General features: G+C 56.5%; 20 protein-coding genes. 6 read left to right on the top strand and 14 right to left on the bottom strand.

Features of this window, described 5'->3' with window-relative positions:
* Positions 1–3: 3 nt before the first annotated feature.
* The gene (locus tag QMN93_RS14560; protein WP_182382823.1) at positions 4–918 is read right to left on the bottom strand and encodes a hypothetical protein; all 915 of its coding nucleotides are present in this window, start codon (positions 916–918) and stop codon (positions 4–6) included.
* Positions 919–933: 15 nt separating this feature from the next.
* Entirely contained in the window at positions 934–2,139 is a 1,206-nt protein-coding gene (locus tag QMN93_RS14555) for a glycosyltransferase (protein ID WP_167819028.1), read from the bottom strand.
* Between the two features lie 205 nt (positions 2,140–2,344).
* Here QMN93_RS14555 and QMN93_RS14550 point away from each other — a divergent pair, with 205 nt between their 5' ends.
* Positions 2,345–3,145, top strand: a complete 801-nt coding sequence (locus QMN93_RS14550; protein WP_048975596.1) for a glycosyltransferase family 2 protein — start codon at positions 2,345–2,347, stop codon at positions 3,143–3,145.
* A 3-nt stretch (positions 3,146–3,148) separates the two neighbouring features.
* Here the strand turns inward: QMN93_RS14550 and QMN93_RS14545 are convergent, their stop codons facing one another.
* The 3 genes from QMN93_RS14545 to gpmM are packed head-to-tail and all read right to left on the bottom strand — an operon-like array spanning position 3,149 to position 6,922.
* Positions 3,149–4,081: a divergent polysaccharide deacetylase family protein gene (locus tag QMN93_RS14545; RefSeq protein ID WP_047059721.1), complete on the bottom strand. Its 933-nt coding sequence runs from the start codon at positions 4,079–4,081 to the stop codon at positions 3,149–3,151.
* 3 nt (positions 4,082–4,084) lie between these two features.
* On the bottom strand, positions 4,085–5,344 hold the full coding sequence (gene envC / locus QMN93_RS14540; RefSeq protein WP_229231479.1) for a murein hydrolase activator EnvC: 1,260 nt from the start codon (positions 5,342–5,344) through the stop codon (positions 4,085–4,087).
* A gap of 33 nt (positions 5,345–5,377) precedes the next feature.
* On the bottom strand, positions 5,378–6,922 hold the full coding sequence (gpmM, locus tag QMN93_RS14535) for a 2,3-bisphosphoglycerate-independent phosphoglycerate mutase (RefSeq protein ID WP_048975591.1): 1,545 nt from the start codon (positions 6,920–6,922) through the stop codon (positions 5,378–5,380).
* A 247-nt stretch (positions 6,923–7,169) separates the two neighbouring features.
* Here gpmM and QMN93_RS14530 point away from each other — a divergent pair, with 247 nt between their 5' ends.
* From QMN93_RS14530 to cysE, 5 genes are all read left to right on the top strand, one after another.
* Complete coding sequence (locus tag QMN93_RS14530; RefSeq protein ID WP_023309913.1) at positions 7,170–7,601, top strand: rhodanese-like domain-containing protein; 432 nt, start codon at positions 7,170–7,172, stop codon at positions 7,599–7,601.
* Between the two features lie 11 nt (positions 7,602–7,612).
* The gene (grxC, locus tag QMN93_RS14525) at positions 7,613–7,864 is read left to right on the top strand and encodes a glutaredoxin 3 (protein WP_023309914.1); all 252 of its coding nucleotides are present in this window, start codon (positions 7,613–7,615) and stop codon (positions 7,862–7,864) included.
* Positions 7,865–7,896: 32 nt separating this feature from the next.
* Complete coding sequence (secB, locus tag QMN93_RS14520) at positions 7,897–8,364, top strand: protein-export chaperone SecB (protein ID WP_003860835.1); 468 nt, start codon at positions 7,897–7,899, stop codon at positions 8,362–8,364.
* On the top strand, positions 8,364–9,383 hold the full coding sequence (gpsA, locus tag QMN93_RS14515; RefSeq protein WP_033147029.1) for an NAD(P)H-dependent glycerol-3-phosphate dehydrogenase: 1,020 nt from the start codon (positions 8,364–8,366) through the stop codon (positions 9,381–9,383). The genes secB and gpsA overlap by 1 nt, the downstream gene beginning before the upstream one ends.
* A gap of 74 nt (positions 9,384–9,457) precedes the next feature.
* A complete protein-coding gene (gene cysE / locus QMN93_RS14510; protein WP_008502718.1) occupies positions 9,458–10,279 on the top strand; it encodes a serine O-acetyltransferase in 822 nt (273 codons plus the stop codon).
* 32 nt (positions 10,280–10,311) lie between these two features.
* Here the strand turns inward: cysE and trmL are convergent, their stop codons facing one another.
* From trmL to QMN93_RS14465, 9 genes are all read right to left on the bottom strand, one after another.
* Complete coding sequence (gene trmL / locus QMN93_RS14505) at positions 10,312–10,782, bottom strand: tRNA (uridine(34)/cytosine(34)/5-carboxymethylaminomethyluridine(34)-2'-O)-methyltransferase TrmL (protein WP_032643735.1); 471 nt, start codon at positions 10,780–10,782, stop codon at positions 10,312–10,314.
* A gap of 45 nt (positions 10,783–10,827) precedes the next feature.
* Entirely contained in the window at positions 10,828–12,168 is a 1,341-nt protein-coding gene (locus QMN93_RS14500) for an aromatic acid/H+ symport family MFS transporter (RefSeq protein WP_064673802.1), read from the bottom strand.
* 182 nt (positions 12,169–12,350) lie between these two features.
* A complete protein-coding gene (gene lldD, locus QMN93_RS14495) occupies positions 12,351–13,538 on the bottom strand; it encodes a quinone-dependent L-lactate dehydrogenase (protein WP_029740822.1) in 1,188 nt (395 codons plus the stop codon).
* Positions 13,535–14,308 (bottom strand): transcriptional regulator LldR, encoded by a 774-nt coding sequence (gene lldR, locus QMN93_RS14490; protein WP_023294814.1) that lies wholly within the window; start codon positions 14,306–14,308, stop codon positions 13,535–13,537. Before lldR ends, lldD begins: the two co-directional genes overlap by 4 nt.
* Positions 14,305–15,960 carry an L-lactate permease gene (gene lldP, locus QMN93_RS14485; protein ID WP_032650757.1) on the bottom strand — a complete coding sequence of 552 codons (1,656 nt, stop codon included), beginning with the start codon at positions 15,958–15,960 and terminating at the stop codon, positions 14,305–14,307. The genes lldR and lldP overlap by 4 nt, the downstream gene beginning before the upstream one ends.
* 279 nt (positions 15,961–16,239) lie before the next feature.
* Complete coding sequence (locus tag QMN93_RS14480; RefSeq protein WP_064673801.1) at positions 16,240–16,602, bottom strand: YibL family ribosome-associated protein; 363 nt, start codon at positions 16,600–16,602, stop codon at positions 16,240–16,242.
* Positions 16,603–16,660: 58 nt separating this feature from the next.
* The gene (gene mtlR / locus QMN93_RS14475) at positions 16,661–17,248 is read right to left on the bottom strand and encodes a mannitol operon repressor MtlR (RefSeq protein ID WP_193139938.1); all 588 of its coding nucleotides are present in this window, start codon (positions 17,246–17,248) and stop codon (positions 16,661–16,663) included.
* Complete coding sequence (mtlD, locus tag QMN93_RS14470; RefSeq protein WP_023309921.1) at positions 17,248–18,396, bottom strand: mannitol-1-phosphate 5-dehydrogenase; 1,149 nt, start codon at positions 18,394–18,396, stop codon at positions 17,248–17,250. Before mtlD ends, mtlR begins: the two co-directional genes overlap by 1 nt.
* Before the next feature lie 98 nt (positions 18,397–18,494).
* Entirely contained in the window at positions 18,495–20,402 is a 1,908-nt protein-coding gene (locus QMN93_RS14465) for a PTS mannitol transporter subunit IICBA (protein ID WP_023309922.1), read from the bottom strand.
* Between the last annotated feature and the right edge of the window lie 164 nt (positions 20,403–20,566).

Below are 20,566 nucleotides of genomic sequence, written 5' to 3'. Positions count from 1 at the left end.
ATTTTATTGCTTCTTTTTCTCTTCATCCGTCAGGTAGCGCACCTTGCGGGTGTAGTCCTGACCTTTGAACAGCAGTTTGTTATCCGGCGATTCAAGGTACTTCTGCCATTCGGAGAGAGGGAAACCGCCGTGCGCGCCAATCACCTCTTTCGGTACAGCGGCTTCCTGACCGCCAATTTTTTTCGAGACCGGCCAGTTCATCCAGTCACCCAGGTTAACCGTTTTTAGATCCAGCATGTCCAGCAGCGCGGCGAGCGGCAGCTGATCGGTCGGCGGCTGCGTATCATCCATCAGCTCCCAGGTATCCTGGAACAGCGTCAGCCACAGCGGGCAGATACGGCGCCAGGTTTTTTTGGTTGCCGCAAGAAACGCGCCGTTAACGTGATCGACCAGATACGGGCGCACCGTCTCTTTGTAATACGCCGGCACTTTCTCCGCTGGCGCACCGTCCAGCTTGGCAATCATTTTGCCCTGACGGAAGCTGGAGTAAATGTGCATATCGGCCATGTTGATCTCTGGCATTTTCAGCAAGTTGAGATCGGAATCGATCATCAATACCCCTTCACCGCGAGCCTGCAGCGGGGCGTTAAGCTTCACCAGACGGCTGAGGTAGATCTGCTTATAGCGGTAACTTTCCTCACGTACGGGAAGGTTAAGCGTCACGACGCGGGTTTTCGGCGGCAGTACCCCAAAGGCGGATTCAGGCTGATCGCTGACGATGACGATTTCGCTCACCCCGGTGGCATAACGTTCCGCGAAGGTGGCAGAGAGTAATGCTTCTTCGACGAAATCTGCGCCGGTACACGGAATCACAATAGAATCCACCGCAGCAAGCGCGCCCGTCACGGGCAGAGAGCTGTAAGGAATGTTGTGTCGCCCGGTGATATGACGATAGCGAGCATTAAGAAATTTAAACATAGTTATCTCGTTTGGTTAGTGCGCGCCAAGCACGGCTTCGACACCGCTGACATAGTTTTCGATGGCATAGGTATGACAGACGTTCTGGTATGCAGCCGCAGCCAGTCGAGCCCGCAGATCCGCGTCTGCCCAGATATTGTCCAGATGCTGTGCAAGCTGTGAAACATCGCTCCAGGGGAAGAGCAGCCCTGTCGAATCATGGTCAATCAATTCCGCCGTGCCGGTCACCTGAGAGCCAATAACGGGGATATTGAGAAGCATCGCTTCCAGCACCACGCGCGGCAGCCCTTCGCTTTTTGAGGCCAGAATAAAGGCGTCAAACGTAGCGAGGTAATCAAATGGGGTATTCTGAAAACCGGTGAAGATGACGTGGTTTTCAATTCCCAGCGCTCGGGCCTGTTCCGCTAAAGCGCGGCGTTCGGCACCTTCGCCGACCAGCACCATTTTCCATTTCGCCTCGGGATGCTTCTGGCTGAACTGTGCCAGCGCCTCCAGCGTGTGGTGGTTGGCTTTGCGAGGGATTAACGACCCGATACTGCCGAACACAAACGTGTCGTCATCAATGTTCAGGCGCTGGCGCATCGCGCGTCGGTCAGGTAAAGGCTGGTGGATGTCGATGGCATTATTGACCATCGTACACAGTTCGGGCCGGACGCCATGCTCAAGCAACACGCGTTCAACGCCGTGCGAGACGGCGATGATTTTTGTGGCATGGGCATTAACCAGCTTTACCAGCGGCGGGGTCAAAACGGGCTCAATGCGGCAGTGCTGGATCAACCGCGCCTGCAGGTTCGCCGCCGCCAGATAGCCTTCCTCGTTTGAGCCCGGCTGGTTATTCATATAGAGCGTATCGAAACCGCCCTGCGTGAAAAGGGTCTCGATTTTGCTGACGTTAGGCCTGATGCGCCACATGATATCCACGTGACGCGTCAATGCCTTACGGGCGCCGCGTGAGAAAAACAGCAGGCTACGTCCCGCTTCCTTCAACAATTTGGCCCAGACCGGCTGCGGACGTTGAGGGATCACGATGAGCGGGATGCCGATGCCGTTGAGCACCTGGCCAATTGTCTCACCTTCAGCACGACTATAATCACTGTAAAAACAACAGGTAATATCGAATTTATCGCGATTGATTCGCTTCAGGAGCTCAAGCATACTGTTGGTGCCTCCCCCCCATTCTTTGCCCGTATCCAGGAGGAGAATTTTACTTTTGTGCGGCATGTCTGAATCCGTGTGCTACCCTTCATCTGACTGCATTATAAAGAATCTGTTGAAATAAAATAGATTTTTCTATTTTATTGCTCTTGAGAATTAGACAAAATTTCATGCGTGCTTATTTGAAAAGTGTGATTCAGGACTTTAATCGCCTCTACTCATTTATATAGTATTAATAATATTAATTTAGGCTGCTATTGAGAGTGGGAAAATGTTTAAAATAACGGTCTGCTTATTAACGTTTAATTCTGAAAGATTATTGCACGATGTTATTCCGCCTCTTTTGAAAATAGCGGATGAAATTGTCGTGGTCGATTCTGGCAGTACGGACAAAACACGATATATTTGTGAAAGTTTTGGACTGCTACCTGTCTATAAAAAATTTGGCTGGCATGGCGAGCAGATGAACCATGCCATATCCTTAGCCAGCAATGACTGGGTCCTGTGCATCGACAGCGACGAAATTCTTGACCAGGAAACGGTTAATGCCGTTTTAACGTTAAAAGCAGGCGATGAGCCAGACCCCGGAATGGCATGGCGAATATGTCGCCACTGGTTTGTTCTGGGTGAAGAAGTCCGGACGATTTATCCAGTTTCATCCCCTGATTATCCTGTGCGTCTTTTTAACCGTAACCAGTCCCGGTTTAATAACAGGCCGGTAGACGATCAGGTCGAAGGTTTTCTCCGTTGTGAACGTATTCCGGGTTATGTAAAACATGATACGTTTCCCACGCTGCATGAGCTTTTTAACAAATTAAATTGTTATACAACCCGCCTGGTTCAACATCAAAAAATACGGCCCTCTATAGGGCGCGGCGTAATCAGCGCCATCGGGGCTTTTTTCAAATGGTATCTGTTTAGCGGCGCCTGGCGTAAGGGCAAAGTGGGGGTGGCGACGGGACTGTATGCCACAGCCTATAGCTTTTTGAAGTATTTCAAATCCTGGTATCAGCATCAGGAAAAAAAAGAGTCCGTTGCTAACGAGCAGACGGACTCTCAGATTGCGAAATAAGCGTCAGGCTTTCTTACCCCATCCCTGCCACTGCTGCTGGACGTATTTCACCAGGGTACTGTTACTGATGCTGTCTCCGATGACGGAGAAGAAGCGGGTCGCATAGACCGGTTCAAGCGGTTGCTTCGGTACACAGCGCTTCACGCCGCGGAACGGATTACGCGGCGCTGTCGGGACGGGCTGCGCAGAATTTGGTGTAGAGGTATCTACCTGCGGCTCGTTCAGCAGATCGCTCGGACGCACCAGCGTGATATCGGCAGGCAAGGTCGGCAGCATCTGCTGCAGGACGCGAACGGTAGACGGGTGCGGGTGACCGATGGCGATGGCTGAGCCATTGCGGCGGGCCAGCTGTACCGCGCGATTAAACTGCATGCGGATATCGGCTTCGTTCTGGGTATCATCCAGGAACACCTTGCGCTTAATCACCTTTACGCCGGTTCCCTGAGCGGCACGCATCGCCTGGCTGTTGCCGATGGTCATGCTGTCGAGGAAGTAGAGGTTGTAACGCTCCAGCGCCTGCATCACTTTGAGCATCCCGTACAGGCTTGATGTCATCGCGCTGCCCATATGGTTGTTCAGCCCTACGGCATACGGCACTTTGTTGTAGGCGTCGCGGATGATGCGCTCGATCTCCTCGCTGCTCATGTCCGGGCGCAGGGTGTCTTTTTCCAGCGGCTGCTTGCTGAGCGGGGCCATCGGCAGGTGGATCAGCACCTGATGACCGCTGTTATGGGCTTTGGTCGCCATCTCACGCGCGTGGGGCGCATTTGGAAGGACGGCGACAGAAATGGCCGACGGCATCGCCAGCACCTGATTTTCATAGTGTGGACGATAACCGAAGTCATCAATCACGATAGCGAGTTTACCTGCGTATACTGGTGCAGCCAGCGCCAGCGCGCTGACGACGGAGAAAACCATTCGACGAAATTGAAGCAAAACTTATCTTCCCAACCACGGCTGTGGATTGACCGCCTGACCCTGGCGACGAATTTCGAAATAGAGTGACGGGCGGCCCTGGCCGCCACTGCTGCCCACAAGGGCGATGGGTTGGCCTGCGCGCACCTGCGTGCCGACGCTGACCAGCGCGCTCTGGTTGTAGCCGTAAAGGCTCATGTCACCTTTACCGTGTTCGACCACCACCACCAGTCCGTAACCCTGCAGCCAGTCGGCCAGAATCACGCGGCCATCGGCAATGGCTTTTACTTCGCTACCTTCAGACGCACCGATAACTATCCCTTTCCAACGTAGCTCACCCTGCAGCTGTTCGCCATAGCGATGCAGAATTGAACCGCGAACGGGCCAGAAAGCCTGACCGCGAGGAGAGCCCAAACCGCCGGTACGCGACATCAGGGAACGTTCGCTCTCGCTTGGCTTGTAGGTAGTGCCTTTGCGGGATGCTTCCTGCTGCTTATCGCGAACGGCCTGCGCCTCGCGAGCCTCTTTTTCGGCGCGCGCTTTCGCCGCCGCTTCCGCACGGGCGATGCTGTTACGCAGTTTTGATTCGTTGGCGCGCATTTCGCTGAGCTGGCTCTGACCTTCCTGAATGGAGGATTCAAGGCCGGAAAGGGTTTTCTTACGCTCGTTGCGCGCCTGCTCAAGCTTCGCCTGCTGGGCCTGCTGATCGTAGAGCAGAGTTTGCTGCTGGCTCTGTTTCTCTTCCAGCTCGGCTTTTTGCGTGGAGACCTCTTCGCGCGTCTGCTTCAGCTGCGCGATCGTCTCCTGACGCGCCTGGTTGAGATAGCCAAAGTAGGCCTGCAGGCGCTGGCCGCGCTGGCTCTCTTCGCCGCTGAGGATCAGCTGGAGTCCGGTATGTTCACCCTGGCGGAATGCGGCATCAAGCTGTGCGGCAAGATTGCGCTCCTGCGCGTCACGCTGGCGCTCGAGTTTGGCAATCGACGCGTTCATCTCGTCGATCTGTTTATTCAACTGGGCGAGGGTGTTTTGCGTTTCACGGAGTTTACGCGTGGCGGCGGAGATCGCCTCTTCCTGCTGCTTGAGCTGGGCGAGCAGGGCGGAGCGCTGCTGCTGCTGCTGACGTACCGCACGCTCTTTGGCGGCGATATCGGCCTGAATGGATTTCAGCTGGTCGCGGTCATCCGCGTGGGCGGATGCGGCGCACAGCAATACGCCAGCGCTGAGTGCGCTGGCGTAAAACAGAGGTCTGACTGATAACCTAAGCGGCTTCACGACCCATGTGATTGAAAAAATCGCCTTTCCCCTCATGGGGAGCGATTATTCCACGATGAACAGCGGCTTACCAGTCATCTCTTCAGGGATCGGCATACCCATCAGCGACAGCATGGTTGGCGCGATGTCAGAAAGCTTGCCGCCTTCCACTGCTTTCAGTGATTTATCACCCACATAAATCAGCGGAACAGGCAGGTTGGTATGGGCCGTGTGCGCCTGGCCGGTCGCCGGGTCGCGCATCTGTTCAGCGTTACCGTGGTCAGCTGTGATCAGCAGCTGGCCGCCAACGGATTCAACCGCTTTCGCTACCTGCTCAACGCAGTGGTCCAGCGCTTCAACCGCTTTCACTGCCGCTTCCATCACCCCGGTATGACCCACCATGTCGCCGTTCGGGTAGTTACAGATGATGGTGTCGTACTTACCGCTCTTGATGGCCGCAACCAGTTTTTCAGTCAATTCTGCAGAGCTCATTTCTGGCTGCAGATCGTAGGTAGCCACTTTAGGGGAGTTGATCAGAATGCGGTCTTCGCCTTTGAACGGCTCTTCAACGCCGCCGTTAAAGAAGAAGGTCACGTGCGCGTATTTTTCAGTTTCGGAAATACGCAGCTGCGTTTTGTCGTTCTTCGCCATCCACTCGCCAAAGGTATTTGCCAGAGATGCTGGCGGATACGCGCAAGGCGCTTTGATATCGGCGGCGTATTCGGTCAGCTGGATGAAATCGAGGTTTACCACTTTCTTACGGGCAAAACCGTCGAAGTCGCTGTTGACGAACGCACGGGTGATTTCACGGGCGCGGTCAGCGCGGAAGTTCATGAAGATCAGCGCATCACCATCTTCCATGGCGGCATCAGCCTGGCCTTCAGCGCGAATCACGGACGCTTTCACGAATTCGTCGTTTTCATCACGCGCATAGGCCGCTTCCAGCGCCTCAACGGCGGTCGCAAACTGGAATTCACCTTTTGCCAGGGTCATCAGGTCATAGGCCTGTTCAACGCGATCCCAGCGGTTGTCGCGGTCCATAGCGTAGTAACGGCCAATGATGGACGCTACACGGCCTTTACCCAGCGCGGCGAATTTCTCTTCGAAGGCTTGCAGAGAGCCTTTTGCGCTACGTGGTGGCGTATCGCGACCGTCCAGGAAGGCGTGCAGATAGATTTTTTCTGCACCGCGCTCGGCGGCCAGTTCAACCATCGCCATGATGTGATCTTCGTGGCTGTGAACGCCGCCAGCAGAGAGCAGGCCCATGATGTGTACGGCCTTGCCAGCGGCAACGGCTTTATCGACCGCGCCAGACAGCGTTGGGTTGGAGAAGAAGGTGCGTTCTTTAATTTCAACGTCCAGACGCGTCAGATCCTGATACACAATACGCCCGGCGCCCAGGTTTACGTGACCGACTTCGGAGTTGCCCATCTGGCGGTCCGGCAGGCCCACTTCCAGGCCAGACGCGTCAATCAGCGTATGCGGACGTTTCGCCCACAGGGCATCCATGACCGGGGTTTTGGCGTTGAAAATAGCGTTATCCTGGCTATCTTCACGGTAGCCATAGCCATCCAGAATCACCAGTACCATAGGTTTTTTAGAAACCGACATTGCGACAACCTCATGCTCAAGAGTCAAAATTTGCGTAATTTTACTACAGCTGAATCGATCAAATAGCCGCAGAAGATCAAAGAAAGCGCAGGGGCAAGATGTTCACCAGACCATTTTGAGGCATTTTTTTAGGTGGCATGCCGCAGAAAATGGATTAGGTTATGGTCGCTGGCTGTATTTGCCAGAACGCACAGGTATACTCCTGTCCTGGTTTTTTTTATCACTTAGTCGGGAGTAGTTACCCTCCATGCAAGAAATTATGCAATTCGTTAGCCGCCATCCGGTTCTGAGCATCGCGTGGATTGGCCTGCTGGCTGCTGTGCTGTTCACCACATTTAAGAGCCTGACGTCTAAAATTAAGGTTATCACCCGTGGTGAAGCGACGCGTCTGATTAACAAAGAAGATGCCGTCGTGGTCGATCTGCGTCAGCGTGACGATTTCCGCAAAGGTCACATTGCGGGCGCAATCAACCTGCTGCCAGCTGAAATCAAAGCGAACAACGTCGGTGAGCTTGAGAAACACAAAGCCCAGCCGATTATCGTTGTCGATGCGACCGGCATGCAGGCACAGGAATCTGCCAGCGCGCTTCATAAAGCAGGCTTCGAAAACGTAACGGTGCTGAAAGAAGGTATTTCCGGCTGGAGCGGGGAAAATCTTCCTTTGGTACGCGGTAAATAAGGAGTTCAGTCATGGCCAATATTGAGATCTATACCAAAGCGACGTGCCCGTTCTGTCATCGTGCGAAAGCGCTGCTGAACAGCAAAGGCGTCACGTTCCAGGAACTGCCGATCGACGGTGACGCGATTAAACGCGAAGAGATGATCAAACGTAGTGGTCGCACGACGGTTCCGCAGATTTTTATTGATGCGCAGCACATTGGCGGCTGTGATGACTTGTATGCGCTCGACGCCCGTGGTGGACTCGATCCGCTGCTGAGCTAAGAGACTTTAGGACAATTAAAAAGGGTATTTCCATGTCAGAACAAAACAACACCGAAATGACTTTCCAGATCCAGCGTATCTACACCAAGGACGTCTCTTTCGAAGCGCCAAATGCGCCACATGTTTTCCAGAAAGATTGGCAGCCAGAGGTTAAACTTGATCTGGATACCGCATCTACCCAACTGGCAGATGACGTGTATGAAGTCGTGCTGCGTGTGACCGTTACCGCGTCTCTGGGCGAAGAAACTGCATTCCTGTGTGAAGTTCAGCAGGGCGGCATCTTCTCTATCGGCGGTATCGAAGGCAACCAGATGGCGCATTGCCTGGGTGCGTACTGCCCGAACATTCTGTTCCCGTATGCGCGTGAATGCATCACCAGCCTGGTTTCTCGCGGTACATTCCCGCAACTGAACCTTGCGCCAGTTAACTTTGATGCGCTGTTCATGAACTATCTGCAGCAGCAAGCTGGCGAAGGTGCTGAACAACATCAGGATGCCTGATGAGCACTGTTAATGCGTCAATGACTGTGATCGGTGCCGGCTCATACGGCACCGCTCTTGCCATCACGCTGGCAAGAAATGGTCACGAAGTGGTTCTCTGGGGCCACGATCCAAAACATATCGCAACGCTGCAACGCGACCGTTGTAACGTGGCGTTTCTTCCGGACGTTCCGTTCCCCGACTCCCTGCACCTTGAAAGCGACCTTGCGACCGCGCTGGCGGCCAGCCGCAACATTCTGATTGTGGTTCCGAGCCATGTATTTGGCGACGTGCTCCGTCAGATTAAGCCGCTGATGCGCCCGGATGCGCGCATTGTCTGGGCGACAAAAGGACTGGAAGCCGAAACCGGACGCCTGCTGCAGGACGTTGCCCGCGAAGCGCTGGGTGATGAGATCCCGCTGGCGGTCATCTCCGGCCCGACCTTTGCCAAAGAGCTGGCCGCTGGCCTGCCGACGGCGATTTCGCTGGCCTCCACCGATCAGGCCTTCTCCGACGATCTTCAACAGCTGCTGCACTGCGGCAAGAGCTTCCGCGTCTACAGCAACCCCGATTTTATCGGCGTGCAGCTGGGCGGTGCGGTGAAGAACGTGATTGCGATTGGGGCAGGGATGTCAGACGGCATTGGTTTTGGTGCCAATGCGCGTACGGCGCTGATCACCCGCGGCCTGACCGAAATGTCCCGCCTGGGCGAAGCGCTGGGTGCCGATCCGGCCACCTTTATGGGGATGGCTGGCCTGGGCGACCTGGTGCTGACCTGTACCGACAACCAGTCTCGTAACCGCCGCTTTGGCATGATGCTCGGACAGGGCAGCGATGTTAAAGGCGCGCAGGAGAAGATTGGTCAGGTGGTTGAAGGCTACCGCAATACCAGGGAAGTCCGCGAGTTGGCGCACCGTTTCGGTGTCGAAATGCCAATAACCGAGGAAATTTATCAGGTATTGTATTGCGGAAAAAATGCGCGCGAGGCAGCATTGACCTTATTAGGTCGTGCGCGCAAGGACGAGCGCAGCAGTAACTAGTCGGAACCGTTGTCACCTGAATGACCCAGCCAGCGCAGAACTGGCTGGTCATTAACTATCGTCTGGAGTAAGCAATGCCGTGTGAAGAACTGGATATCGTCTGGAACAATATTAAAGCCGAAGCCCGGGCGCTGGCCGACTGCGAGCCTATGCTGGCCAGTTTTTACCACGCGACGCTACTCAAGCACGAAAATCTCGGCAGCGCGCTGAGCTATATGCTCGCCAACAAGCTGGCTTCCTCGATCATGCCAGCTATCGCCATTCGTGAAGTGGTGGAAGAGGCTTACGCCGCAGACCCGGAAATGATCGCCTCTGCCGCCTGCGATATCCAGGCCGTGCGCACGCGTGACCCGGCGGTCGATAAATATTCTACACCGCTGCTGTACCTGAAAGGCTTCCACGCCCTGCAGGCTTACCGCATCGGCCACTGGCTGTGGAATGAAGGCCGCCGCGCGCTGGCGATCTTCCTGCAAAACCAGGTTTCCGTGACGTTCCAGGTCGATATTCACCCGGCGGCAAAGATTGGCCGCGGGATCATGCTCGACCACGCTACCGGGATTGTCGTCGGGGAAACGGCGGTGATTGAAGATGACGTCTCGATCCTGCAGTCGGTTACCCTGGGCGGTACCGGTAAAACCAGCGGCGATCGCCATCCAAAAATTCGTGAAGGGGTGATGATTGGCGCGGGTGCCAAAATCCTCGGCAATATCGAAGTCGGGCGCGGCGCGAAGATCGGCGCAGGCTCCGTGGTGCTCCAGCCCGTGCCGCCGCATACCACCGCCGCTGGCGTACCGGCGCGCATCGTCGGTAAACCAGACAGCGATAAGCCGTCCATGGACATGGATCAGCACTTCAACGGCATTCACCATACGTTCGAGTATGGTGACGGCATCTGAGATTTTGCCCGGTGGCGCTGCGCTTACCGGGCCTACCTTAATATGGCGCCCGGATACCCCAGCTGGCGCCATGCTTCATACACCACCACCGACACCGCGTTCGACAGGTTCATGCTGCGGCTGTCCGGCATCATCGGAATACGGATTTTCTGCTCAGCGGGCAGGGCATCCAGGATCGTGGCCGGCAGGCCGCGGGTTTCCGGGCCAAACATCAGATAGTCACCTGCCTGATAGCTCACGGCGCTATGCGCTGGCGTGCCTTTGGTGGTCAGGGCGAACATGCGCTGCGGCTTCTCTGCTTCCAGAAACGCGGCGTAATCGTGATGGCGAACGACGGCGGTAAATTCATGATAATCCAGCCCTGCGCGACGCAGACGTTTGTCGTCCCACGTAAAGCCCATCGGCTCAATGATATGCAGACGAAAACCGGTGTTGGCACACAGGCGGATGATATTGCCGGTATTTGGCGGAATTTCTGGTTCGAATAAAACGATGTTAAGCATGCTGCCCCCTTAATTGCGGGGGCAGAATAGCAGAAAAGAGAGGAACTACGCGACGCCGGGTTCCTGCGAGCGGCTGTAGAGCATTTTGTAGACGGTTGCCGCAGCGGCCACCAGAGCGGGCACGCTGAGGATCATTAAAATACTGTCTGCCTGCCACTGCATAGCGAGAAGCTGGGCGCTGGTCATGGTTCCCGCCACGCCGCCAAAGCGGCCGATCCCCTGCATCCAGGCGATGCCCGTCGCGCGGCACTCGGTAGGGTAAAAGGTGGCGGCCAGGGTTTGCATGCCCGATTGCGCGCCGTTCATCGCGATCCCCATCAGGAAAATCAGCCCGCCAAACAGAGCGATATGGTTATGCTCAATGCCCAGTAAAAGAATAAGGCCCATTGTCAGCACGAAACCACACGCGACCACTTTATGCGCTTCCCAGCGGTCCATCATCCAGCCCGCGAGCAGAATGCCTGCGGTGCCGCCGAAGGTGAACAGCGAGGTGAGCCAGGCGGATTCCGCCAGAGCATAGCCCATCCCCTGCATCAGCGTTGGCATCCAGCTAAGCAGGACGTAGTAAATCACCAGCCCCATAAAATAGGTCACCCACAGCATCAGGGTGCCGGGCAGCCAGGGCATGGAAAAGAGCTGCGACACGCTCCCTTTTTTAGACGCGACTTTCTCCTCCGCCAGGAAGAAGCCCGTGACGCTATCCAGCGTGCTGCGGGCGAACCGGCTGGCGATGCGGCGGACCTGCATGACGTCTTTCCCGCGCTGCACCAGAAACTTCACGGACTCCGGTAAAAACAGCGCCAGCAGCAGCGTTAAAACCAGCGGAGCAATCGCGCCGGTCAGCAGCACGCTCCGCCAGCCGTGGTGGGGGATAAGCCAGGAAGAGATCGCGCCACCGCCCGCCGCACCCAGAGGGAAGCCGCAGTACATGGTATTAATCGCCATGGCGCGACAGCGCTGGGGGGCAAACTCCGAGATCAGCGTGATGGCGTTAGGCATTGCGGCGCCGAGCCCCAGGCCCGTCAGAAAGCGCCAAAGCGTCAGGGTATTCAGACTTTGCGCCCAGGCCGTCCCCAGGCTCGCAAGGCCGAAGAACAGGCACGAAAAGACCAGCACGCGCTTGCGCCCCATCCGGTCCGATACCGGACCGGCAATCAGCGCGCCCAGCGATAGCCCCAGCAGCGCCGCGCTCAGCACCGGCCCCAGATCCTGTTTGTGTATCCCCCATTCTGCCGACAGCGTAGGCGCGATGTAACCCATCGCCGCCGTATCAAAACCATCGATCGCCAGAACCAGAAAGCCCAGCACAATGAGCAGCCAGTGAAACCCTGAAAAGGGACTCTCATCGATCACCTGCTGAATATTCACCTTACCTGAATACGCCATACGCTCCCCTCCGATCTGATGTTGTTTTTGTGTTCTTGTATTTGCTTGTCTATACAATTGCGGACGGCAGGGGGATGTCAAATTTTCTTATCCAATATGTTATCTGGATGTTATTTTTGGCGTAAAAAAGCGCCCGAGGGGAAAATCGGGCGCGAGAAAAAGGTGTATTAACGGAGGAGAATTTACGCCGCGTTTCCCTGAGCCAGGGGAGCCAGCGCCGCCGGTAATTTGCTTAACTCCTGCACCAGAGAATCCTTACTGATTTCGCTAATCGTTCTTGCACCTGTCAGCGTCATCGCCACCTTCATCTCTTTTTCGATCAGGTTGAGCAGATTCGCCACCCCTGCCTGGCCCGCCGTCGCCAGCGCATACAGATACGCGCGCCCCAGTAGTACGCTGTCGGCGCCCAGCGCAATCATGCGCACCACGTCCAGCCCGTTGCGGATGCCGCTGTCGGCCAGGATCGCAATATCGCCTTTCACCGCATCGGCGATGGCCGGCAGGGCGCGTGCGGAAGAGAGCACACCGTCAAGCTGGCGTCCGCCGTGGTTAGAGACCACAATCCCGTCTGCGCCAAAGCGTACCGCGTCGCGGGCATCTTCCGGATCGAGGATCCCTTTGATCACCATCGGGCCGTCCCAGAACTCGCGGATCCACTCCAGGTCTTTCCACGAGATCGACGGATCGAAGTTGTTAGCCAGCCAGCCAATGTAATCTTCCAGCCCGGTCGGTTTACCGAGGTATGCCGAGATATTGCCCAGATCGTGCGGACGACCGTTCAGGCCGACATCCCACGCCCACTGTGGGTGGGTCACGGCCTGCCAGTAACGACGGAGCGCAGCATTCGGGCCGCTCATGCCGGAGTGGGCATCACGATAGCGCGCGCCGGGAGTCGGCATATCGACGGTAAAGACCAGCGTGGAGCAGCCCGCCGCTTTGGCGCGCTCGAGCGCGTTGCGCATAAAGCCGCGATCGCGCAGCACGTACAGCTGGAACCACATCGGGCGCTTGATGGTCGGGGCGACCTCTTCAATCGGGCAGACGGACACGGTGGAGAGGGTAAACGGAATGCCTTTGGCATCCGCCGCAGCGGCGGCCTGCACTTCGCCACGGCGGGCATACATGCCGCATAAGCCTACAGGCGCGAGCGCCACGGGCATGGAGAGCGTTTCGTTGAACAGCTTTGTCTCAAGGCTCAGGTCAGACATATTCTTCAGCACGCGCTGGCGCAGGGCCACTTCCGACAGATCTTCCACGTTGCGGCGCAGGGTGTATTCGGCATACGCCCCGCCGTCGATATAGTGGAACAGGAACGGGGGCAAAATGCGCTGCGCCGCGGCGCGATAGTCACTGGCTGCTGAAATAATCATGCTTTGTTCTCCCTGGAAATATCACTGTCGCCAGGCAGACGGGTAATACGCGCCTGTCGGGCCTGGTCTTCATCGAATCGTTTAATGGTGGTGTGCACGAAACCGAGATGCGCCATCATCGCTTTGCGTGCGGCCTCGGCATCACCGGCCAGAATGGCGTTGAGCACCGCCTCGTGTTGTTCGGTCAGCTGGGCAAACACCGGCGGAACCAGATACATGCGCTGGCGGCTCTGTTTAACGGAGGATTGCAGCAGGTCGAAGAACCCGCGCATGGTCTGCAGAAGCACCACGTTGTGCGACGCCTCGGCAATCGCCAGGTGAAAACGGACGTCCGCCTGAGAGGCGATGTCCGGGTCGCTGCTTTGCGTGGCCTCAAAGCAGGCGATGAGTTTCTCTTTGTCGGCGTCGGTTGCCCGCATGGCCGCGTGCCAGGCGGTACTGGTTTCGATGGCGTGACGCGCTTCAAGGATGTCGAAGCTGTAGTCCGGGTCGTTCTCCATCAGCGTTTTCAGGGGCTGCACGATGTTTTGCTCGGACCAGTCGTCATGCTGCCAGCGCACAAAAGTGCCGCCGCCGCGACGGCTCACCAGCACGCCTTCGCTGACCAGCGTCGCCAGCGCCTCGCGCAGTGAATTGCGCGACACGCCAAGCTGGGCGGCGAGCTGGCGTTCGGCGGGCAACTTCATGCCCGCTTCAAGCTGTTGTTCTTCAATCAGCGCCCGCACGCGAGAGGCAATCTCGTCGGACAGGCGTCTGGGCATCACTATCATGGGATCATCCAGGTTAAGACATAGGCCTGCAGGGTGGTGATCACCCCGACCATGCAGGTGAATATCAGGCTGTGTTTCACGGTAAAGCGGAACAGATCCGACTCTTTACCGACCAGTCCCACCGCCGCACAGGCAATGGCGATGGATTGTGGAGAGATCATTTTCCCGGTCACGCCGCCGGTGGTATTCGCGGCCACCAGCAGGACGTCCGACACGCCAATCTGCTGGGCTGCCGTTGCCTGCAGCGCGGCAAACAGGGCGTTAGACGAGGTATCGGAACCGGTCAGGAACACCCCCAGCCATCCGAGGAACGGCGAGAAGAAGGTGAAGGCATGGCTGGTATGGGCCAGCGCCAGCGCCAGCGTTGATGACAGGCCGGAGTAGTTCGAGATAAACGCGAACGCCAGCACCATGCCGATGGAGTAAATCGGCAGCATCAGCTCTTTAATGGTCGCGGCAAAGGTCTGCACCGCGGCCGCAGGCTTCATGCGCAGCCACACCACGGAAAGGATAGCGGCAAACAGGATGGCGGTACCGGTGGCGGAGAACCAGTCGAATTTATAGACCGCGGCATACGGCGTAGCGGCGTGCACCACCGGCGGCATACGGGCGACCATCTTGTCGAGGAACGGTACGGAGATGTTAATCACCATGTCGTACAGCGCGCCGCCCGGGGCGAACAGGGCTTTAAACGGCGGAATGCTCCACAGGGTCACCGTTGCGGTCAGGAACAGGAACGGCGACCAGGCGCGGATCACCTGTCCTGCCGTATAGCCCGTACGGGCCAGGGTTTGATCAACCTGCGAGGCGCCCATGTCGGCGAAGCGGAAAATACGCACCGGCTGCCAGCGCTTCAGGAACAGCGTCAGACAGACCAGCGACACCAGCGAAGAGATGATGTCCGGCAGCTCCGGGCCGAGGAAGTTCGAGCTGAGGTATTGAGCGATAGCGAACGAACCGCCCGCCACCATCACCGCAGGCCAGGTCTCCTTCACGCCGCGCCAGCCGTCCATAATCGCCATGATCCAGAACAGGACGATAATGGTCAGGAAGGGCAGCTGGCGGCCAACCATCTGGCCGATCTCGAAGCTGTCCAGCCCGGTGACCTGTCCGGCCACCAGAATCGGAATACCCATCGCGCCAAACGCAACCGGCGCGGTGTTCACAATCAGGCACAGACCGGCGGCATAGAGCGGGTTAAAGCCCAGACCGACCAGCAGCGCGGCGGTGATCGCCACCGGTGCGCCAAAGCCTGCCGCACCTTCCAGAAACGCCCCGAAGGAGAAGCCGACAATCAGCATCTGCAGGCGCTGGTCCGGCGTGATGGAAAGAATCGACGAGCGGATTATGTCGAACTGCCCGGTTTTCACCGAGATTTTATAGACAAACACCGCCGCGATGATGATCCACGCAATTGGCCACAGGCCGTAGAAGAAACCATAGACGACGGAGGCCAGCGCGCGATCGACCGGCATTTTATAGAAGAACAGCGCCACCATCAGAGCGATAGCAACGGTATACGTCGCGGCGAGGTAGCCCTTCAGCTTGAGCTTAATCAGCGCAAAGAAGAAGAACAGGATCGGAAGCGATGCGATCAGGCTCGACAGCCAGATATTTCCGGCCGGGTCGTAGTTTTGTTGCCAGAGGCTCATGCAGGTCTCCTGGGGACCAGACAGCCTGCGCTGCGGGTGAGTCTCCGCTCAACTCTGCGTCACAGGTTGTGTAAAAGTGGTCCTGCCAATGTTGTGTTGTAGGGTTAATGACAATGAATGGTTAACCAAATGTTATGGTCAGGCAATGAGTTTGTGAGCGGAAATAATGGAATTGTGAACCGGGGAAGAAAGAAAAGGGGGATTGGTTGGGCCAATTTGAAGCAGGGTGGGGCCTGATGCCCTCACCCCGGCCCTCTCCCACAGGGAGAGGGGGAAGTATCAGAACGCGGTCTTACAAAAGCCCGTCATCTCTTTCAGGCCCATTTCGCGGCCAAGTTCGGTCATCGGGTGTACCACCACCAGACCACGGACGCTTTTTTTCAGCTTGCCCATGTCGGCCTGTTCTTTTTTGGTGATCGCGCGGCGGTGCGGCATGTTCATCAGCTTCTGCGCTTCTTTGCTCAGCTTCTGGCCCTTCACTTCGCGCAGGCGCTCGATTTCTGTTTCCAGCGTGGCGGCTTCTTTTTCCAGCTCGGCGTACTTCTCGGCGTAATCGACCAGTGACAGGCCAGCCATCTGGTGGCGGATCAGATCCAGACGGTCGCTCAGGCGTTTAATTTCGTTCTTTTCGACTTCTTTCATGACAAATAACTCTGAAAACGGGGAATTTACAGGGAAGGATACACCAATGTGAGCAGGCTTACTTCTGAAACGCTTTTTTTAAGCTGATTCGGGAAATCAGCTCAGTCAGGGAGAGCACCATCGTGGAACGGACAACCTGTTGATAACGCAGCTTTTGCATCGCGTAGAGCTCGGGGTCGCTGTTGTCAAAATGGGGAGCAGGGGGGAGCGCGCTGACGCAGTGCAGCTCGCCGAAGGGCCCCAGGATCTCATCATCGGTAAAGGTATACTCGTTACCGTCATGATTGAGCTCTTCGCGCAGCGCCATTAACAGCTCCGCATCTTCATACTCTTGTCGGTTGAGCACGCCAAGACCATAAATCAGCTTCAGACGCACGGATAAATCGCCCAGCGGTCCGTCTCCGTCCAGTAACGGTTCTACAGCATACTTTACCGCGTAGTCGTCTTTGCGAAACACCTGAAGCACCAGGATATTCACCGCCTCGGTCAGTAATTCGACGGCGGCAATCAGGAAGCTTCGTACGGTTTTGCCAGCATTCAGACGCTCAAGCACACGATTTTCAAAGGCCTGGGTTTGTTCCATTATTGCCTGCATATCTGACAATCTATTATCTGGGCGCAGGTTAACCTGCGCCTCACTGTGCATCATTTGGTTGCGTTGTATGCGTTAACCGCCTCCACAACCACGTCGCTGTTGGCGTCCAGACCGGAAATCTGCGCCAGCGCAGCCTGCGCGCCTTTGTCATCAATCAGCTGAGCCAGTTCCTGCGCCTGTGGGTCCTGCTCGCTGCGGTAGTGCATCGCGGCGGCAATCCCTTTCACCAGGTTGGCGTGCGGCAGGCCGTATTCCAGCGTGCCCAGCAGCGGCTTAATCAGACGGTCGCCCGCGCTCAGTTTGCGCAGAGGCTGACGGCCCACGCGCTCAACGTCATCTTTCAAATACGGATTTTCAAAGCGACCGAGGATTTTCTGGATGTATGCTGCGTGTTTATCAGCATCAAAACCGTAGCGTTTGATCAGCACCGCGCCGCTCTCTTCCATTGCCCCTTTCACCACCGCGCGGATCTTCTCATCGAGGATCGCGTCACGAATGGTCTGATGACCGGCCAATTTTCCGAGGTACGCGGTTATAGCATGCCCGGTGTTCAGCGTGAAGAGTTTGCGTTCGACAAATGCCATCAGGTTATCGGTTAATTCCATTCCCGGAATGGTCGGCAGGGCGCCTTTAAACTGGGTTTTATCAACGATCCACTCGCTGAAGGTTTCCACGGTCACTTCCAGCGGGTCGTTGGTGGCGGATTCAGACGGCGGAACGATGCGATCCACGGCGGAATCCACAAACCCGACGTGCGCTTCAACCCAGGCTTTGTCTTCATCTGCTACAGCGTTGAGCACGTGGCCTTTCAGCTGCGTGGTGCCGCGCACCATGTTTTCACAGGCGATGATGTTCAGCGGGGTGTCGATGCCCTGCGCTTTACGTTTTGCCAGGCCTTTCGCAACCGCAGGGGCGATGCGCTCAAGGACGACCGGACCCACGGCCGTGGTGACCAGATCGACGCTGGCGATCAGGTCGATAACGTCTTCCCCGATGCTGCTGACCGCGTTGACGCCGGACACCGTCTCAACCTGCTCGTTTTCACCGACTACATGGACCTGATAGCTATGACGCGCATTCAGGGCATCCAGGACCACCTGATTCACATCGGCGAATGTCAGCGTAATGCCCGCGTCTGCCAGCAGTTTACCGATAAAACCACGACCGATATTACCTGCGCCAAAATGTAATGCTTTCATAGTGTTAACCTTCATCAATGTTTTTACCCGAGAGGGCTGGGGTGAGGAACTTTTCCCCTCACCCTAGCCCTCTCCCCAGAGGGGAGAGGGAAGAGGACTTATTTGTTAAGAAGTGCCAGGACTTCTTCCACGCTGGTGGTGCTCGCCAGACGCGCAATGACAGATTCATCATCCAGCGCGTTGGTCAGGCTGGTAATCACCTGAATGTGCTCGTTGTTGCGAGCGGCGATACCAATCACCAGACGGGCGATGTCGTCTTCTTCTTCACCGAAGCGCACGCCCTGCGGATACTGACAAAATACGACGCCGGTTTTCAGGACGCGATCTTTCGCTTCAACCGTACCGTGCGGCACCGCGATGGATTCGCCCAGGTAGGTTGGCGTCAGTTTTTCGCGTTCCAGCATTGCGTCGACATATTCAGGCTGAACGTAGCCGCCTTTCACCAGCTGCTCGCCGGCAAAGCGAATCGCTTCTTCTTTGGTTGCTGCTGTGCGACCGAGGAAGATGTTTTCCGCACCCAGTTTGAACAGGTGGGCGTTGCTTTCGTCAAAGCTGTCCTGCAGGCTTGAGCGCACTTTCACTTCGTTGTCTTCGTGACGCTGCGCCGCAACCAGACGTTCGGTCAGGCTGGTGTACAGGCCGCTGTCGAGGAAGTTGGTCAGCGAGATGTGCTGTGCCTGCGGCACCTGACGCATGGCGCGTTCGGTCAGGTCGCGGTGCGTGATGACCAGGTCAACGTCCGGCGGCAGGCTGTTAATGGCGCTGTTGGTGACGGAGATGTTGGTCAGGCCCGCATCCTGCACTTTCTTACGCAGCACGCCTGCACCCATTGCGCTGGAACCCATACCGGCGTCACAGGCAACGATGATTTTACGCACGTGGCTCAGGTCGTTAGACACATCGCCAGCCGCCAGCGGGGTTGCGCCTTTGGATTCAGCTTTCATGTCGTGCATACGACGGGTCGCCGCTTCAATATCGTCGTCTTCTTTCACTTTGCTGGTTTTCAGCAGGATAGAAGAGACCACGAAGGAGACTGCCATGGCCGCACAGATGGCCGCGATGTTGGCGAAGTACGCCCCTTTTGGCGTCATCGCCAGCACCGCCAGGATAGAACCCGGAGAAGCTGGAGACACCAGACCGCCGCCCAGCACGCTCAGGGTGAACACGCCGGTCATACCGCCAAGGATAACGGCCAGGATCAGGCGTGGGTTCATCAGCACGTACGGGAAGTAAATTTCGTGGATACCGCCCAGGAAGTGAATGATTGCCGCGCCGCCAGCAGACTGCTTAGCGCTGCCGCGACCAAAGAACATGTACGCCAGCAGTACGCCCATACCCGGACCCGGGTTGGCTTCAATCAGGAAGAAGATAGACTTGCCGAGATCGTGAGACTGCTGAATACCCAGCGGCGAGAAGATACCGTGGTTGATGGCGTTGTTCAGGAACAGGATTTTCGCCGGTTCAACAAAGATAGACGCCAGCGGCAGCATGTCGTGCGCCACCATAAAGTTAACGCCTGCCGCCAGAATTTTGGACAGCACTTCAACCGCAGGGCCAATGCCGAGGAACGCCAGAATCGCGAGGATCATCCCGATGATGCCCGCAGAGAAGTTGTTCACCAGCATTTCGAAGCCGGATTTGATCTTACCATCAACCCAGACGTCGAATTTCTTAATCGCCCAGCCGCCCAGAGGACCGGCAATCATTGCACCGAGGAACATCGGCATATCCGCACCGACGATAACACCCATGGTCGTGATGGCACCCACTACGCCACCACGGTCACCGCCCACCAGACGACCACCGGTGAAACCGATGAGCAGCGGCAGGAGATAGGTAATCATTGGGCCAACAAGTTTCGCCAGCGTTTCGTTAGGCAACCACCCTGTCGGAATGAACAATGCAGTGATGATACCCCACGCGATAAACGCGCCGATATTTGGCATCACCATGTTGCTGAGGAAACGACCAAAGCTTTGAACTTTGATCTTGAAATCGGATGACATAAAACACCCCTTCTTCTGTTTACGCTTAGGCTTGCGGCCCGAGGTTTATTGTTAATGAGGCGGCAGAGGTAGCCGGGCCCTGTTCTGATGCTGTGAAATCTGGCACTGAATCGTTCAACTGTCCAGACAGTGAAAATTTGTGTGACGCATATCACGTAAAGGTA

It is taken from the genome of Enterobacter sp. R-1.6.2 (assembly GCF_035064085.1).
In the GTDB taxonomy this organism is placed as follows: domain Bacteria; phylum Pseudomonadota; class Gammaproteobacteria; order Enterobacterales; family Enterobacteriaceae; genus Enterobacter; species Enterobacter asburiae_B.
The sequence above is the reverse complement of the archived record's forward strand: the minus strand, read 5'-3'. Positions and strand labels throughout refer to the sequence as shown.